Source organism: Streptomyces sp. NPDC052236 (genome assembly GCF_044548015.1).
Lineage (GTDB): Bacteria > Actinomycetota > Actinomycetes > Streptomycetales > Streptomycetaceae > Streptomyces.
In genome coordinates this window covers 71,806-86,936 of record NZ_JBIUBL010000005.1, presented here as the reverse complement: position 1 = coordinate 86,936, position 15,131 = coordinate 71,806, and the positions used below count along the sequence as shown (strand labels likewise).

At 70.1% G+C, this 15,131-nt stretch carries 17 protein-coding genes; 6 read left to right on the top strand and 11 right to left on the bottom strand.

Going from position 1 to position 15,131, the window contains the following annotated elements:
* Positions 1 to 662 precede the first annotated feature (662 nt).
* Positions 663 to 1,658 carry a tetratricopeptide repeat protein gene (locus tag ACIHCQ_RS10930; protein WP_399660272.1) on the bottom strand — a complete coding sequence of 332 codons (996 nt, stop codon included), beginning with the start codon at positions 1,656 to 1,658 and terminating at the stop codon, positions 663 to 665.
* Positions 1,659 to 1,823: 165 nt separating this feature from the next.
* On the opposite strand from ACIHCQ_RS10930, the gene ACIHCQ_RS10925 reads away from it, so the two are divergent.
* Positions 1,824 to 2,471, top strand: coding sequence for a TetR/AcrR family transcriptional regulator (locus ACIHCQ_RS10925; RefSeq protein ID WP_399660270.1), 648 nt, complete (start codon positions 1,824 to 1,826; stop codon positions 2,469 to 2,471).
* 2 nt (positions 2,472 to 2,473) lie between these two features.
* On the opposite strand, the gene ACIHCQ_RS10920 is transcribed toward ACIHCQ_RS10925, so the two are convergent.
* From ACIHCQ_RS10920 to ACIHCQ_RS10905, 4 genes are all read right to left on the bottom strand, one after another.
* Positions 2,474 to 4,174 carry a methylmalonyl-CoA mutase gene (locus ACIHCQ_RS10920; RefSeq protein WP_399660267.1) on the bottom strand — a complete coding sequence of 567 codons (1,701 nt, stop codon included), beginning with the start codon at positions 4,172 to 4,174 and terminating at the stop codon, positions 2,474 to 2,476.
* Positions 4,175 to 4,277: 103 nt separating this feature from the next.
* Positions 4,278 to 4,604, bottom strand: a complete 327-nt coding sequence (locus ACIHCQ_RS10915; protein WP_399660264.1) for a DUF3817 domain-containing protein — start codon at positions 4,602 to 4,604, stop codon at positions 4,278 to 4,280.
* Positions 4,605 to 4,681: 77 nt separating this feature from the next.
* Entirely contained in the window at positions 4,682 to 5,191 is a 510-nt protein-coding gene (locus ACIHCQ_RS10910; protein ID WP_399660261.1) for a MarR family winged helix-turn-helix transcriptional regulator, read from the bottom strand.
* 10 nt (positions 5,192 to 5,201) lie between these two features.
* Positions 5,202 to 6,656, bottom strand: a complete 1,455-nt coding sequence (locus ACIHCQ_RS10905; RefSeq protein WP_399660258.1) for an MFS transporter — start codon at positions 6,654 to 6,656, stop codon at positions 5,202 to 5,204.
* 403 nt (positions 6,657 to 7,059) lie between these two features.
* Between ACIHCQ_RS10905 and ACIHCQ_RS10900 the strand changes: the two genes are divergently transcribed.
* Positions 7,060 to 8,094, top strand: a complete 1,035-nt coding sequence (locus tag ACIHCQ_RS10900) for a DUF5937 family protein (RefSeq protein WP_399660256.1) — start codon at positions 7,060 to 7,062, stop codon at positions 8,092 to 8,094.
* On the opposite strand, the gene ACIHCQ_RS10895 is transcribed toward ACIHCQ_RS10900, so the two are convergent.
* The 5 genes from ACIHCQ_RS10895 to ACIHCQ_RS10875 all read right to left on the bottom strand — a co-directional run bounded on the left by ACIHCQ_RS10895 (position 8,072) and on the right by ACIHCQ_RS10875 (position 10,927).
* Positions 8,072 to 8,740 (bottom strand): TetR/AcrR family transcriptional regulator, encoded by a 669-nt coding sequence (locus ACIHCQ_RS10895; protein ID WP_399660254.1) that lies wholly within the window; start codon positions 8,738 to 8,740, stop codon positions 8,072 to 8,074. The two genes, ACIHCQ_RS10900 and ACIHCQ_RS10895, sit on opposite strands and share 23 nt — an antisense overlap.
* The gene (locus ACIHCQ_RS10890; RefSeq protein WP_399660252.1) at positions 8,737 to 9,420 is read right to left on the bottom strand and encodes a DUF4166 domain-containing protein; all 684 of its coding nucleotides are present in this window, start codon (positions 9,418 to 9,420) and stop codon (positions 8,737 to 8,739) included. The genes ACIHCQ_RS10895 and ACIHCQ_RS10890 overlap by 4 nt, the downstream gene beginning before the upstream one ends.
* Positions 9,417 to 10,142 carry a hypothetical protein gene (locus tag ACIHCQ_RS10885; RefSeq protein WP_399660249.1) on the bottom strand — a complete coding sequence of 242 codons (726 nt, stop codon included), beginning with the start codon at positions 10,140 to 10,142 and terminating at the stop codon, positions 9,417 to 9,419. Before ACIHCQ_RS10885 ends, ACIHCQ_RS10890 begins: the two co-directional genes overlap by 4 nt.
* Positions 10,143 to 10,292: 150 nt before the next feature.
* Positions 10,293 to 10,586, bottom strand: a complete 294-nt coding sequence (locus ACIHCQ_RS10880; RefSeq protein WP_399660247.1) for an MTH1187 family thiamine-binding protein — start codon at positions 10,584 to 10,586, stop codon at positions 10,293 to 10,295.
* Positions 10,583 to 10,927 (bottom strand): DUF3817 domain-containing protein, encoded by a 345-nt coding sequence (locus tag ACIHCQ_RS10875; protein ID WP_399660244.1) that lies wholly within the window; start codon positions 10,925 to 10,927, stop codon positions 10,583 to 10,585. Before ACIHCQ_RS10875 ends, ACIHCQ_RS10880 begins: the two co-directional genes overlap by 4 nt.
* Positions 10,928 to 11,124: 197 nt before the next feature.
* On the opposite strand from ACIHCQ_RS10875, the gene ACIHCQ_RS10870 reads away from it, so the two are divergent.
* The 4 genes from ACIHCQ_RS10870 to ACIHCQ_RS10855 all read left to right on the top strand — a co-directional run bounded on the left by ACIHCQ_RS10870 (position 11,125) and on the right by ACIHCQ_RS10855 (position 13,797).
* Entirely contained in the window at positions 11,125 to 11,763 is a 639-nt protein-coding gene (locus ACIHCQ_RS10870) for an AIM24 family protein (protein ID WP_399660242.1), read from the top strand.
* Positions 11,763 to 12,413: an AIM24 family protein gene (locus ACIHCQ_RS10865; RefSeq protein WP_399660240.1), complete on the top strand. Its 651-nt coding sequence runs from the start codon at positions 11,763 to 11,765 to the stop codon at positions 12,411 to 12,413. Before ACIHCQ_RS10870 ends, ACIHCQ_RS10865 begins: the two co-directional genes overlap by 1 nt.
* The gene (locus tag ACIHCQ_RS10860) at positions 12,410 to 13,192 is read left to right on the top strand and encodes an AIM24 family protein (RefSeq protein WP_399660237.1); all 783 of its coding nucleotides are present in this window, start codon (positions 12,410 to 12,412) and stop codon (positions 13,190 to 13,192) included. Before ACIHCQ_RS10865 ends, ACIHCQ_RS10860 begins: the two co-directional genes overlap by 4 nt.
* Positions 13,193 to 13,320: 128 nt before the next feature.
* Complete coding sequence (locus ACIHCQ_RS10855; protein WP_399660235.1) at positions 13,321 to 13,797, top strand: MarR family winged helix-turn-helix transcriptional regulator; 477 nt, start codon at positions 13,321 to 13,323, stop codon at positions 13,795 to 13,797.
* A 344-nt stretch (positions 13,798 to 14,141) separates the two neighbouring features.
* Here the strand turns inward: ACIHCQ_RS10855 and meaB are convergent, their stop codons facing one another.
* Positions 14,142 to 15,098, bottom strand: a complete 957-nt coding sequence (meaB, locus tag ACIHCQ_RS10850; protein WP_399660232.1) for a methylmalonyl Co-A mutase-associated GTPase MeaB — start codon at positions 15,096 to 15,098, stop codon at positions 14,142 to 14,144.
* Between the last annotated feature and the right edge of the window lie 33 nt (positions 15,099 to 15,131).

Here is a 15,131-nt window from a genome sequence, read left to right as displayed (position 1 = left end):
TTCCTCCTTCTCGGACGTACATCTCCGGTCCGGACCTTCAGGTCCGGCCTGGGATGGGAGAAGTGCTACGTCCTCGGGAAGGAGAGCGCCCGTTTCTTTCAGGCGCGTACCGCGTCCGAAACACTGGCGATCACCCCCGAGCGACAACCACTTTGGCCACGCCTTCGCGCAACCTTCCGGACAGGCCCCGCCGTTCGGCAGGAACCCCCCTGTCCGCGGCCGGCGCAACTGCCGCCGGACGACCCGGTGGGGACCCAAGGTTCCGCAGCGCGCGGCTGGGGGCCGGGCTGGTGCGGTATTGGACCGAGCGTGGCCGATCGTGGTCCATTACCGGCCGCGACACAAGGGGGTTCGTTACTGGCTAGTAACGGCCTGATAACCGCGCAACGACCGCCTGATGTCGACTGGACACCGAGGGTGTCATCGGGTAACGCCGCAGATGGGAGATTGCCGCCAATAAACGGTCAGAACAAGCGTGTGAACTTACTCCGAGTAACAGATCGCGCGTTTCCCAAGTTTTGGTAAAGCGCTGTCGCGTTTTGTCACTGTGTCGCCAAAACGGCGGTGGCGCCCAACAGGCGCCACCGCCGCAAAAACCTCAGACCCACCGGAACGGAACCTTCCTGACAGCCCGTCCGGAAGAACGCCTCAGCGGAACATGTCTAGAACAGCACGCGTGCCAGCGCCGACCGCGCCGCCGTCACCCGTGGATCGTCCGGGCCGACCACCTCGAAGAGTTCCAACAGCCGCACCCGCGCCGCGTCCCGGTCCTCGCCCGCCGTGCGCCGCACCGTCTCGACCAGCCGGCCGAACGCGTCCTCCACATGCCCGCCGACCAGATCCAGGTCGGCCGCCGCCAGCTGAGCCACCACATCGGCAGGGTTCCCCGCCGCGTCCACGCGTACCTTCTCCGGGTCCATGTCCCGTACGCGGGCCAGCAGTTCGGCCTGCGCCAGGCCCAGCTTCGCTTCCATGTTGCCCGGGTCGTCGGACAGCACATTTTTGTACGCCTGGATCGCGCCGCCATAGTCGCCCGCGTCCAGCGCCCGTACGGCCGCGGACAGCAGAGCGTCGTACGGACCCGCGGGGGCCACGGGAGAAGCCGGGCCCGCGCCTTCCGCGCCGGCCGTCTCCGCGCCGGGCGCATTCGGGTCGACCGCGATACCCGTCAGGCCGAACCGCTCCTCGCCCACCTGGATCAGCTGGTCCAGCGTCTGGCGGATCTGTGCCTCCGGGGCCGCGCCCTGGAAAAGCGGCAGCGCCTGGCCGGCCACCACCGCGAAGACCGCCGGGATCCCCTGGATCCCGAACTGCTGCATCAGCATCTGGTTGGCGTCGACGTCGATCTTGGCAAGGACGAACCGGCCGCCGTACTCCTGCGCCAGCCGCTCCAGCACCGGGCTGAGCTGCTTGCACGGCTCGCACCACTCCGCCCAGAAGTCGATGACGACCGGGACTTCCGCGGAGCGCTGGAGGACGTCGAGCTCAAAACCGGCCTCATCGACGTCGATGACGAGACTGGAAGGGGGTACGGCGCCGGTCCCACCCTGACGGGCGGCTTCGGCGCGCGCCTGCTCCGCCTTCGCCTTGGCCTCACTGGCCGCCTTCACCGCGGCGAGGTCGACGACGCCGCTCATGGACATGTTCCTAGGCTGCATGGGTACATCCTCCCCCTTCCGCGCCCGCATGTGAAAAAACCTGCCGTACTGTCCGAAAGTTCGGCGCCGGTCCCCACCCGCGCCAGTGGTTGTCGCTGAGCCCGCGAAGGCTTCCGCTACGAGTCGTAGCGTAACTGCACGGGTGCATATCGTCCACCCGCCGGTATGGTCGCGGGCATGTTGAGCCATCCCAGCCAGGACCATCCCAACCAGGGCCGTACGGGCCGTCCCCGCAGCGCCGAGGCCGACACCGCGATCCTTGAGGCGACCCGTACCGCCCTGGTCGACTTGGGCTGGTCAAAGCTGACGATGGGCGACGTGGCCACCCGCGCCGGCGTGGCCAAAACCACCCTCTACCGCCGCTGGGCCAGCAAGAACGAGCTCGTCGTGGACGCCGTCGCCGTGCTCTTCGACGAGCTCGAACTGCCCGATCGCGGATCCCTCCAGGCCGATGTGGAGGCCGTGGTGCTCCAGTTCGCCGCGCTGCTGGAGCGGCCCGAGGCCAAGACCGCGCTCATGGCGGTGGTGGCGGAGTCGACCCGTGACGACGCGCTGCGGAGCCGTATCCGCTCGGCGATCGTGGACCGGCAGAAACGGCTCGTCCTCCAGGGCCGGGCACGCGCGCAGGCCCGCGGCGAGCTGCCGTACGAGAAAGAACCCGAGGCGGCAGCCCGCAACGCGGACCTGATCTTCGATGTGATCGCGGGCACCGTCGTCCACCGGGCGCTGGTCAGCGCGGAACCGGTGGACGAGGCGTGGGCGCGCGACTTCGCCCTGCTGCTCGTGTCGGGTGTGTCGTCCCTCCACACCTGACGTCAGAAGCCGGGGGGCTCCGTGTACGTACCCCACTCGTCCCGCAGCGCGTCACAGATCTCGCCCAGCGTGGCCTCCGCCCGCACCGCGTCCAGCATCGGCGCGATCATGTTGCCGCCGTCCCTGGCGGCGGTCAGCATCGCCTCCAGCGAGGACCGTACGAGCGCGTCGTCGCGGCGCGCCCTGCGCTCCGCGAGCTCCCGGACCTGCTCGCGCTCGACCTCATGGCTGACCCGCAGGATCTCCAGGTCGCCGGTGACCGAGCCGTGGTGGACATTGACGCCGACGACCCTCTTCTCACCCTTCTCCAGAGCCCGCTGGTAGCGGAACGCCGACTCGGCTATCTCGCCGGTGAACCAGCCGTCCTCTATGCCGCGCAGGATGCCCGACGTCATGGGGCCGATCGGGTGGTTGCCGTCCGGGTGGGCCCGGCGCCCGCGCTCCTTGATCTGGTCGAAGATCTTCTCGGCATCGGCCTCGATACGGTCGGTGAGCTGCTCCACGTACCAGGAGCCGCCCAGCGGGTCGGCGACATTGGCGACGCCTGTCTCCTCCATCAGCACCTGCTGGGTGCGCAGCGCGATCTCCGCCGCCTGTTCGCTGGGCAGGGCGAGGGTCTCGTCCAGGGCGTTGGTGTGCAGCGAGTTTGTGCCGCCGAGCACCGCGGACAGCGCCTGGACCGCCGTACGTACGACGTTGTTGTACGGCTGCTGGGCGGTGAGCGAGACGCCCGCGGTCTGGGTGTGGAAGCGGAGCCACAGCGCCTTGTCGGACTTCGCTCCGTACTCCTCCTTCAGCCAGCGCGCCCAGATCCGGCGTGCCGCGCGGAACTTGGCGATCTCCTCGAAGAAGTCCAGGTGCGCGTCGAAGAAGAAGGAGAGGCCGGCCGCGAAGTGGTCCAGATCCATGCCGCGGCTCAGCCCCAGCTCGACGTACCCGAAGCCGTCGGCGAGCGTGTACGCGAGCTCCTGCGCGGCCGTCGAGCCCGCCTCGCGGATGTGGTAGCCGGAGACCGACAGCGGTTTGTACGCGGGGATGGACTGCGCGCAGTGCTCCATCAGGTCGCCGATCAGACGCAGATGCGGCTCGGGCTGGAAGAGCCACTCCTTCTGCGCGATGTACTCCTTGAAGATGTCGGTCTGGAGCGTGCCGTTGAGGACGCCGGGGTCGATGCCCTGGCGCTCGGCCGCCACGAGATACATACAGAAGACGGGGACGGCGGGGCCGCTGATCGTCATGGATGTGGTGACGTCGCCGAGCGGGATGTCCTTGAAGAGGACCTCCATGTCGGCGGCGGAGTCGATGGCCACACCACAGTGGCCGACCTCGCCGAGCGAGCGCGGGTCGTCGGAGTCGCGGCCCATGAGGGTGGGCATGTCGAAGGCGACGGAGAGCCCGCCACCGCCGTTGGCCAGGATGATTTTGTAGCGCTCGTTGGTCTGCTCGGCGTTGCCGAAACCGGCGAACTGGCGGATGGTCCACGTACGGCCGCGGTAGCCGGTCGGGTGGAGCCCGCGGGTGAAGGGGTACTCACCGGGCCAGCCGATCCGCTCGAAGCCTTCGTAGGTGTCCCCGGGGCGCGGGCCGTACACGGGCTCGACCGGGTCCCCGGAGAGCGTCGTGAAGTCGGCGTCCCGCTTGCGGGCCTTGTCGTAACGGGCCTGCCAGCGTTGGCGGCCTTCCTCGATGGCGTCAGCGTCCATACTCTCGAATTTACTAGGACGTCCTAGTAATTGTCGATGGGAGACCGCCGCGAGCGTTGCCTCGCGGCGGTGGGTGTGGCGGTGAGCGTACGAAATGTACGGGCTACGCCTCGGCGGTGGCCGCGTGCGTGTCCGCGAGCAGCGGCCGGATCTCGCGAGTGATTTTCGGCTCAACGAAGAAGGAGGCCACGGGGATACAGCCGGCGGCCAGCACCCACAGCAGCTTGCCGAACGGCCACTTCGCCTTGGAGCCGAGATCGAAGGCGAAGACGACGTAGATGATGAACAACACACCATGGACCTGCGAGATCAGCATGGTGTCGCCGACCTCGAACCCGTACTTCGCGATGATCGCCACGGTGAAGACCAGCAGCCATACGGCGGTGACGTATGCCATCACCCGGTAGCGGGAGAGCACGCTCTGTTTCATGGCTACGAGCGTAACCGGGCGGATGGGGCGATCTTCGCGTGGGTGGGACCGCCAGTCCTCCCATTAGTCCTCTTTGATCAGTCCTCTTTGAAATCCTGGGCCGCGATCCGCAGGGGCCGGAGCATCGCGAACATCTCCGCGCACTCCTCGGCGTCGTACGCCCCGAGCCCGAAGTCCATCGCCATCAGATCGCGGGTGGCCGCCTCCACGACCTCGCGGCCCTTGTCGGTGATGGAGGCGAGGGTGCCGCGCCCGTCGTTCGGATTGGGACGCTTGTCGACGAGACCGGACCTGACCAGCCGGTCCACGGTGTTCGTGACGGAGGTCGGGTGCACCATGAGGCGCTCGCCGATCTTGGACATCGGCAGCTCACCGGCCTTGGAGAAGGTGAGCAGCACCAGCGCTTCGTAGCGCGCGAAGGTCAGTCCGTACGGCTTGACGACGGCGTCGACCTCGGCGAGCAGGATCTGGTGGGCGCGCATGATCGACGTGATCGCGGCCATGGAGGGCACGGGGCCCCATCGCTGCCGCCAGAGCTCGTCGGCGCGGGCGATGGGGTCGAAGGGGAGACTGAGCGGCTTCGGCACGTCTTCGACCCTACCGACTGGTCATATGGCGGTCAGCCCTGTCTCGCCCCTCGGTCTCGGTCCGTCTGACCTCCATGAGGAGGGCCAGCAGGCATACGGTGCCGAGTACGCCGGACCCGGCGACCACCCGGTGTACGGGGAAGAACTCGGCGGCCAGGCCCGCCAGCACCATCCCCACACCCTGGACCGTCATCATTCCGGCGGTCATCAGGGTCATCGCGCGGCCCCGCAGCTCTTCGGGGACTGCGTCCATGTACCAGCGGTCGAGGCCGAGGGTGTACGCGCCGGCCAGCCCGGTCAGCAGGAGTACGAGCAGCGCGAGGGGCATCCCGGGCCGTACGGCGTACAGCGTCAGCGGCAGCAGGCACACGGCGGCGAGCGGCACGACGATCCGGGAGCGGGTGCGCGGGCTGAGCACGGAGCCCGCGAAGAGCTCACCGACGATGTGCCCGATGGGCATGGTGCACATCAGCAGCCCGAGCGCCGCGGTGCCGACTCCGATGTCGTCCGCGTACGGGGCGGCCAGGGCCTCGGGCGCGACGACGAACGTCGGCGGCACCCAGAACATGAGGGTCAGCACGCGTATCCGGCGGTCGGCGAACACGAGCCGCGCTCCGGTGAGCGAGTCACGCATCAGGGACCCCGCGGCTCCGCTCCGGCCGGCGCGGGCGGGTCTGCGCTTCGTACCGAACCGCAGCAGCGCGGCGGAGCAGAGGAAGGTCACCGCCGTGATCGAGAGGGTGCCGCGCGCGGACACGACGGCGAGGAGTACGCCGCCGACGCCGAAACCGACGAGCATCGCGCTCTGCGCGACGATGCGCAGGAGTGAGCGGCCGAGGACGAAGAGGTCGCCCTCGCCGAGGATGTCGGCGAGGGACGCCGCGCGGGCGCCGTTGAACACGGGGGCGACGGCGGCGACGGCGCACCGGAGGGCGAGGAGCCCCAGGACTGGGGTCCAGGGCAGCACCATCAGCGCGGCACAGGAGGCGCAGACGAGGTCGCAGACGACGAGCACCCGGCGGGCGGGGTAGCGGTCGGCGACGCCGGCGAGGAGTGTGCCGCCGAGGAGGTACGGGAGGAGGCCGAGCGCGAAGGTGAGGGCGCTGAGGAGGGGGGAGCCGGTGAGGTCGTACACGAGGACGGTGAGTGAGATCTCGCAGACGACGACGCCGAGCATGGACATGAGGTGCGCGGCGAAGACGGCCCGGAACTCGCGTACGCGGAAGACCCCGCGGTAGCCGCTGGGGGCGGCGGGCCCGTCGGCGATGACAGGATGTTGCGTCGCGTTGGGCTCATGGCCTTGGCCGCCCGGCCTCGGCGCACGGGCCGGGCGCCCGCCCGAGCCGGGTTCTCGCACGGGGCCGCCCGCCGCCGGCAGCCCGCCCGAAGCGGGACCACCCGCAGCACCGACCGCCACCGGGCCGCCACCCGAACCGGACTCGCCACGCGAGGCGGGCGCCGGCATCGGTGAACCACCCCGACCGGCCAACGCCGCACTCGCGCCCGAGTCGGCTCCGGGCGCACGGGTTGGGCTGCCCGCTGCCACTGGCCAACCGCCCGGACCGGGACCACCCGCAGCACCGACCGCCACCGGGCCGCCACCCGAACCGGACTCGCCACGCGGGCCCGCCGCCAGCATCGGTGAACCACCCCGACCCGCCAACGCCACACTCGCGCCCGAGTCCGGACCGGGCGCAGCCGTCCCGGAGCGCGCCTCCCGTGGCGCGCGCCGGTGCTCGTCCCGCAGGTTCTCCGGGGTCTCCGGGATCTCGTTCCGCATGGGCGTCAGCGTGCCCGCGAGCCGCGCCGCTCCCTAGACTTTCGGCGTCAGCCGAATCTCCGCTCCCTCCCCGGAAGGCGCTCCGCCCGTGCCGTTCCATCTCCACTTCGGCGAAGCCGATCTGCTCCGCTTCCGGTTCGCCGTCTCCCCGCTCTGGGAGACCCAGGAAGCCGTACGCACCCTCGCCCGGCCCGAGCGGCACGGCTATCACCTGCCCTGGCTGCGCCGGATCCGCAGCGCCGCCGAAGGGCTCGAACTCGCGCCGCTTCAGCTGCTGATGCCGATGCGCGGGCACACCCCGGACTTCCTGGGGCCGCCGCCGCTCGGTCCCGCCGCCCCCTTCGAGGAGGAGATCGCCGCGGTGCGGGCCACCGATCCGGCAGCCGCGCGGGACGACATGGCGAAGGCCCTGGCGTGTACGCCGGGAGCCGCCGACAGCCCTACAGGACGCGCCCTCCTCGCGGATCCGCCGCGCGCCGTGCGCGAACTCGCCGAGCTGATGGAGCGTGCCTGGCGGGCGCTGATCGAACCCGACTGGCCGCGGCTGCGCGCCCTCCTGGAAGCGGACGTGGCTTTCCACTCCCGACGCCTCGCCGAGGTGGGCATCGAAGGGCTGCTCACCGAGCTCCACCCCTCGCTCACCTGGAACGACGGCACGCTCACCCTGACCAAGACGAGCGAGCACGTACGGGTTCTCGACGGCCAGGGCCTGGTTCTGGTCCCCAGCGTGTTCTCCTGGCCCGATGTCGTCAGCGGCTTCGATCCGCCCTGGCAGCCGACCGTCGCCTATCCGGCGCGCGGCATCGCCAGCCTGTGGACGGAGGCGGGCGCCCGCACCCCCGAGGCACTCGCCCGGCTGCTGGGCCGGGCCAGGGCGGACGTCCTGTGCGCGCTCGGCGAACCCGCCGGGACGACCGCGCTCGCGCATCTCCTCGGGCTCGCACCCTCCTCCGTATCGGCGCATCTGTCGGCGCTGCGCGACGCGGGGCTGCTGACTTCGCGCCGCTACGGGCATCAGGTGCTGTACGAGCGGACGCCCCTGGGGATCGCCCTGGCGGGCTCGCATCCCGGGGCGGTACGGCTCAGCGGGCAGGGCGGGCTCAGCGCCGGGCGGTCCGACTGAGCCGGTGGCGGACCGCGCGCTGCGCCAGCGGACCGAGTTCTTCCACCGCCGCGACCAGCACGGTCAGCTGCTCCAGCGCGTCCAGGGCGCGCTGCGCGCCGGCCTGGTCCACCCCCTCGTACAACTCGATTCCGACGAAGGAGGCCGCGACCGCCCGGGCCAGCCCCGCCGGATCGGTGAATTCGCCGATCGGTGAGCCGGCCAGGACGCGGCTGAGCACCCGCTCGATCTCCTCGATCCACAGCGCGAGTCCGGCGGCCGTGGCCGCCGCGAGCCGCGGCTGCGTCTGGGCGCCGGCCAGCAGCTGACCGAGGACGGCGACATGGCCGCCGGCCCGCTCCTCGGCGTGCATCTCACGGCCGAAGTCGAGGAGCTCGGCGAGACTGCTGATCGCGGCGAGGCGCTCGCGGTATCGGGCGACGCGCTGTTCGGCGCCGTGGCGGCAGGCGGCGGCGAGGAGTTCGTCGACGGACCCGAAGTGGTAGAAGACCAAGGCCTGATTGACCCCGGCGGCAGTGGCGATGGTGCGCGCCGAAGTCTTGGCGATGCCCTGCGCAACGAGGGTACGCAGCGCCCCGTCGAGGAGCCGCTCCTTGGTCCCGGCGCTCGAACCGGAGCTCGTCCCGGAGCGCGTCCCGGCGCTCATGCGCGGGCCTCTTCCCGGACCGGCCGCAGCCCCGCCCGTACCCCGTGCTCATCGACGGCAACGTACTCGGCGGTGAACGAGCCCTCGTACCCGAACAGCGGCCCGAACCTGCGGTTGGTGACCCGGACCTGGATACGGAATCGGTCGGTCTCCTCGTCGTAGGACTCGCGTACCACCGCGTCACCGCCGATCAGCCGCGGCACCCTGACGTCGACAGGACCCTCGCGGAACCGGTGCTCGCCCGAGCGGATGACGAGCGCGCCGGTGCTGTCGGCGCTCGGATGCAGATCGGATGCGAGGTGCTGGTGGGTGCCGAGGTAGTCGAGGACGCAGCCCCGCTCCGCGCTGTGGATCATCGTCGCGTCGAAGCGGTGGAGACGGCGGCCGGGAAAGTCGAAGGTCCGCACAAAGGTGACGGTCTCACGGCCGTACGAGTCGGTGTACGGGAAGTTCTCGATGGTGAACGGGATGTTCCGGCCGGTGCGCGGAACGAGGATGTGGCGGCTGCCGCCGAGCGTCAGGAACGGCTTGACGAAGCTGCGCCCGTGCCAGATCCGGTCCATCGTCCCCCGCCCCACGCAGGCCTCGCCGCTGTCGAGACCGACCGAGAAGCGTCGCTGAAGCCGCGGATGGAGGCGCTCGAAGTCATCGCCCATGACAGTGCGGAAGATCGAGCTCATGGCTGCTCCAGGGTGGCGAGAAGGGCGGGAGCCGGGGCGTCACCGCGCCCGGGTGGAGTGCGCAGACAGCGGCGGGCGGCGGGGGTGACGGGCAGCGGCGGTACGAGCACGGCGACAGCGGCAACCGCGGCGCTCAGGACAAACAGCGCGGGCGGAGCAGAAAGCGCGGGCGGGGCGAAGAGACCGGCGGTGATCAGGCCGATGCGTACGAGGAGTTCCGCGAGGGCGTACGCGAGTGAGCGCTCCGGGCTGATCCCGAGTTCGCACCACAGCCGCAGCCGGTCGAAGGACCAGGCGGTGGCCCAGCCCATCAACGGCCGGAAGACGAACCGGTCGGCCACCGTCCCGCACCGCCCCCACCTGGCCCGGTAGTCGTAGCCAGTGATGAAGCGAACGCCGTCGTCGGCGGTCGGCACATAACGCCAGTAGCCGCTGCCCTCCTCAATCAGAGAGAGGGGATGCGGCGACGCGAACCGCAGCGCCGACACCCGTGTGCCGTCCGCCCGCTGCCGCTCCCCCGCGGACACACCGGTGCCGGACACCGCGAGGAAAGGCAGCACCCGGGTCGCGTACCGGAAGCGCTGCGGTTCGCCCTCGGCGCGGGGCAGGTAGTCGATGTCGGTGAACCGAAGGTCCCAGCGCCGGTGTTGCGCGGGCTCCTGGGTGCGGGTCCAGAGGGCGTCCAGGTCCGCCCGGACGCGCGTCTCGATGTACAGCCTCATGGCTCCCCCGGCTTCGCCCGGCACGCTTTTGAGCGTTCGCTCAAAGGGAAGATACATGAGCACCTTGAGCAGTCGCTCAAAAATGCGGCGAGCCCCCAAGCCACGGGGGCTTGAGGGCTCACTTCTGTGCGGGTCAGGCGGACAGACGGCTCAGGCGGACAGATGTCGCTCCACCGTGTCCACCTTGGAGGTCAGGCCGTCCGTGACACCGGGCCTGATGTCGGCCTTCAGGACGACGGAGACGCGCGGCGCCCGGGCCTCGACCGCCGCGACGGCGCGTTTGACCACATCCATCACCTCGTCCCACTCGCCCTCGATCGAGGTGAACATCGCGTCGGTGCGGTGCGGCAGTCCGGATGCGCGGACGACACGGACAGCGTCGGCGACGTACTCGCCGACGTCCTCACCGACACCCAGCGGGGTGACCGAGAAGGCGACGATCACGAGGCAACCGTGCCCTCGGTGCGGGCGCGGGAGGCGATGATTTCGTCCTCGGCCGCGCGCTTGAGCTTGCGTTCGGCGAAGAAGCCGCCGAGGGGGAGGACCGAGAGCACGAAGTACAGCGCCGCGGTCTTGAGCTCCCACTTCGTGCGGTTCCAGGCGTCCAGCCAGAAGATCACGTACAGGATGAACAGCACACCGTGTACCGCGCCCATGACCGGGACCGCATTGAACTCCGTCGTGCGCTTGAGCACCGAGCAGACGAGCAGCAGGAGGAAAGAGACGGCCTCCGGCGCGGAGACGAGGCGGAGGCGGTGGAGGGACGAGGCTGTCTTGATGTCCACGGGGGCACCTTCGGTGATTCGGTGGTCGGCGGAAAGAGGACGATTGATCCTTGATCTTGTGAACGCGCTCACAAGCGCTTCCATTGTGGCAGCCCTCTTTGCCAGGGCTTTATCGGGGTCAGGTCCGGGTCCGGTCCGGGTCCGTGTCCTCCGTGCGGACCTGTCCGCACGGCGCGCCGCCGGGTTAACGTCTTCGCGTGGCTACGTTCCGACTTCAGGGCAGCAAAGTCCTCGCCGTCGACATGACCGGCGACGCCGTCAAAGCCAAGAACGGCTCGATGGTCGCCTACGACGGCCAGATGGCCTTCAAGAAGATGTCCGGCGGCGGTGAGGGCGTCCGCGGGATGGTCACCCGCCGGCTGACCGGCGAGCAGATGACGATGATGGAGGTGAAGGGGCAGGGCACCTGCTACTTCGCCGATCGCGCGTCCGAGATCAATCTGGTCGGCCTGCGCGGCGACAAGCTCTACGTCGAGTCGAGCAACCTGCTCTGCACCGACTCCGCCCTGCGCACCGGGACCAGCTTCACCGGACTGCGCGGCGGCGCCACCGGCAATGGTCTGTTCACCACCACCGTCGAGGGCACGGGCCAGGCGGCGATCATGTCGGACGGCCAGGCCGTGGTGTTGCGGGTGACGCCGCAGTACCCGCTCTGCGTCGACCCCGGCGCGTACATCGCCCACCAGGGCAACCTTCAGCAGAACTTCCAGTCCGGGGTGAATTTCCGGACCCTGATGGGCGAGGGCTCCGGCGAGGCCTTCCAGATCCGCTTCGAGGGTGACGGTCTGGTGTACGTACAGCCCAGTGAGCGCAACACGGTCGGGGGCGACGTCTGATGCCGTTCCGCGAGGTCAATTCCAGGATGGTCGAGGCGACGGTCGTCCCCGGCCAGAAGGTGTTCAGCCAGCGCGGCGCGATGCTCGCGTACCAGGGCGACGTCTCCTTCACGCCGAACATCCAGGGTGGGCAGGGCGGCATCGCCTCGATGCTCGGGCGGCGGGTCGCGGGCGAGGCGACACCGCTGATGACCGTGGAGGGCAGCGGCACGGTGATGTTCGGGCACGGTGGCCATCACATCCAGGTCATCAATCTCGACGGCGACACCCTGTACGTCGAGGCCGACCGGCTGCTCGCCTTCGACGGGACGCTCCAGCAGGGCACGATGTTCATGGGCTCGCAGGGCGGGGTCATGGGCATGGTGCGCGGCCAGGTGACGGGCCAGGGCCTGTTCACCACGACGCTCAAGGGGCGGGGCGCGGTCGCGGTAATGGCGCACGGCGGGGTGATCGAGCTGCCGATCAGCCCGGGGCGGGCGGTGCATGTGGACCCGCAGGCGTATGTCGCGCACCACGGCGACGTACGCAACAAGCTCTCCACGGCGCTCGGCTGGCGCGACATGGTGGGGCGTGGCTCCGGTGAGGCCTTCCAGCTGGAGCTGAGCGGCAGCGGTGCGGTGTACGTCCAGGCGTCGGAGGAGAAGCTGTGAGCACGCCCGTGGTTCTTGATCCGATGACGCTGCCGAGCGACGACAACGTCAACCCGTACACCTTCTGCGTGGAACTCAAATCCAGCCAATGGTTCCTGCAGAAGGGGAAGATGATCGCCTACTACGGGCGCATCGAGTTCAACGGCATCGGCCACGGCCGGCTGGACCGGCTGCTGCGGACCTCCTTCCACTCGCCACTGCACGCCGCCGACTGGGTGGTGGCGGAGGGCGACGGCAAGATGCTGCTCGCCGACCGTGCCTTCGACGTGAACTCCTACGACCTGGAGAACGGCAATCTCACGATCCGCTCCGGGAACCTGCTGGCCTACCAGCCGACGCTGGCACTGAAGCAGTCGATCGTGCCGGGCTTTCTGACGCTGATCGGTACGGGGAAGTTCGTGGCCGCGTCCAATGGGCCCGTGGTCTTCATGGAGCCGCCCATCCGGGTGGATCCGCAGGCGCTGGTGGGCTGGGCCGACTGTCCCTCGCCCTGTCACCACTACGACCACGGGTATATGACGGGCCTGATGGGCGGGGTGCGGGCGCTGACGGGAATGGGCGGGGCGTCGGGAGAAGAGCACCAGTTCGAGTTCGTCGGGGCCGGGACCGTACTGCTCCAGTCGACGGAGGTGCTGATGGCCGAGCAGGCGACGGGCGCGACGCCGCAGCAGCCGGGGGTTCCGGGCGGCGGGCAGGGGGGCGCGCGCCCCGGGCAGCCGGGGGCGGCACCACGTCTTCCCGGCCAGCTGGGGGATCTCCAGCGTCGTTTCGGCCTGTGAGCGGTAGTCTGCGGAGTGTGACGTCGAACGTCTGCACCCTTCATTCTCTTCGCCTCCACCTTGGGCGGCGTCACAGATATCGGCCCCCAATTTCGTCCGTCTTTCAACTTCTTAGGTAGAATCCATACATGGAGACCGAGACGGCCACCCGCTGGCTTACCGATGACGAGCAGTGCGCGTGGCGCACCTACCTGGACGTCACCAGGCTGCTGACGTACCAGTTGGAGAAGGACCTCCAGCCGTTCGGCCTGACCCTCAACGACTACGAGATCCTGGTCAATCTGTCGGAGTCGGCGGACCGGCGGATGCGGATGAGTGACCTCGCCGCGGCGACGCTGCAGTCCAAGAGCCGGCTCTCGCACCAGATCACGCGCATGGAGAGCGCGGGTTTTGTGCGCCGGGAGAACTGCGAGTCGGACCGGCGCGGGCTGTACGCGGTCCTGACGGAGCAGGGCGCGGAGACGATGCGGAAGGTGGCGCCGCACCATGTCGTGTCCGTGCGGAAGCACTTCATCGACATGCTGTCGCCGGAGGCGCTGGCGGATCTGCGGGCGTCACTCTCGCCGGTGGCGGAGCACCTGCGGGGGCGGCGCGGCAAGTTGTAGCCCGGGGGTGCGGGGGCGCGCCGGTCCGGGCGCCGCAGCCGCGCAGCCTGGTGTCGGGCCCTTGTCGGGGGCGCTGCCCCCGAACCCTCCCCCTACTCCCCCTACGCCTAGCGGCGTGGGGGGACCCCCAGCGGGCGTGGGGGGACCCCCAGCGCCTCAAACGCCGGCGAGGCCGGTTTTCCAGCCCGTCCGGCGATTGAGGACACCGCCGAAGGCGGTACGGGGTCTGGGGGCGCAGCCCCCAGTTACGGGATGGGGGTACCTCCCACGCCGCTAGGCGTAGGGGGAGGGCGGGGTGGGGAAAGCCCGCCGCAGGCGCCCCCCACACCCGGCAACGCGCCCCGCTACGCGCTCGTGATCCCCGCCACCAGTTCGTCCGCCGCCGAGTACGGGTCCAGCTTCCCCGCCACTATCCGCGCCGCCAGCGCGCCCAGGCGGCGGTCCCCGTGGAGGTCGCCGATGCGTTCTCGTAGCGTCGTCACCGCGATGGTTTCCACCTCGCCCGCCGCGCGGCGGGCTCGGCGGTCGGCCAGGACGCTGTGTTCCTCCATCCACGCGCGGTGCTTCTCCAGCGCCTCCACAACCTCGTCGATGCCCTCGCCCCGCGCCGCCACCGTCTTCACGATCGGTGGCCGCCAGTCCCCGGGGCCGCGCGCCTCGCCCAGGCCCAGCATGTGGTTCAGCTCGCGCGCCGTCGCGTCCGCGCCCTCGCGGTCCGCCTTGTTGACGACGTACACATCCCCGATTTCGAGGATGCCCGCCTTCGCCGCCTGAATGGAGTCGCCCATTCCGGGTGCGAGCAGCACCACCGACGTGTCCGCCTGCGACGCGATCTCGACCTCCGACTGGCCCACGCCCACCGTCTCGACCAGGATCACCTCGCAGCCCGCCGCGTCCAGCACGCGGATCGCCTGCGGCGCGGACCAGGCGAGGCCGCCCAGGTGGCCTCGCGTGGCCATGGAGCGGATGTAGACACCCGGGTCGGACGCGTGCTCCGACATCCGGACCCGGTCGCCCAGCAGCGCCCCGCCCGAGAACGGCGAGGACGGGTCCACGGCCAGCACGCCGACCCGCTTGCCCGCCCGGCGGTACGCGGACACCAGCGCCGAGGTCGCGGTGGACTTGCCGACGCCCGGGGAGCCCGTCAGGCCCACCACGTACGCCCCGCCCGCCAGCGGAGCCAGCGCCGCCATCACCTCGCGCAGCTGCGGGGACGCCCCCTCCACGAGTGAGATCAGCCTGGCCACCGCCCGCGGCCTGCCCTCCCTCGCCTGAGCGACCAACTGGGGGACGTCCACCATGCGTAACTCCTTACTCGCCGCGACGAAGAACTA

What these genes read in the sequence shown, in the direction of transcription:
- ACIHCQ_RS10915 (WP_399660264.1), bottom strand. Translation starts at nt 4,604, where the DNA reads ATGAAACAGAGCGTGCTCTCCCGCTACCGGGTGATGGCATACGTCACC.
- ACIHCQ_RS10925 (WP_399660270.1), top strand. Translation starts at nt 1,824, where the DNA reads ATGGTCGCGGGCATGTTGAGCCATCCCAGCCAGGACCATCCCAACCAG.
- meaB (WP_399660232.1), bottom strand. Translation starts at nt 15,098, where the DNA reads ATGGTGGACGTCCCCCAGTTGGTCGCTCAGGCGAGGGAGGGCAGGCCG.
- ACIHCQ_RS10930 (WP_399660272.1), bottom strand. Translation starts at nt 1,658, where the DNA reads ATGCAGCCTAGGAACATGTCCATGAGCGGCGTCGTCGACCTCGCCGCG.
- ACIHCQ_RS10920 (WP_399660267.1), bottom strand. Translation starts at nt 4,174, where the DNA reads ATGGACGCTGACGCCATCGAGGAAGGCCGCCAACGCTGGCAGGCCCGT.
- ACIHCQ_RS10905 (WP_399660258.1), bottom strand. Translation starts at nt 6,656, where the DNA reads ATGCCGGCGCCCGCCTCGCGTGGCGAGTCCGGTTCGGGTGGCGGCCCG.
- ACIHCQ_RS10885 (WP_399660249.1), bottom strand. Translation starts at nt 10,142, where the DNA reads ATGAGGCTGTACATCGAGACGCGCGTCCGGGCGGACCTGGACGCCCTC.
- ACIHCQ_RS10865 (WP_399660240.1), top strand. Translation starts at nt 11,763, where the DNA reads ATGCCGTTCCGCGAGGTCAATTCCAGGATGGTCGAGGCGACGGTCGTC.
- ACIHCQ_RS10890 (WP_399660252.1), bottom strand. Translation starts at nt 9,420, where the DNA reads ATGAGCTCGATCTTCCGCACTGTCATGGGCGATGACTTCGAGCGCCTC.
- ACIHCQ_RS10855 (WP_399660235.1), top strand. Translation starts at nt 13,321, where the DNA reads ATGGAGACCGAGACGGCCACCCGCTGGCTTACCGATGACGAGCAGTGC.
- ACIHCQ_RS10895 (WP_399660254.1), bottom strand. Translation starts at nt 8,740, where the DNA reads ATGAGCGCCGGGACGCGCTCCGGGACGAGCTCCGGTTCGAGCGCCGGG.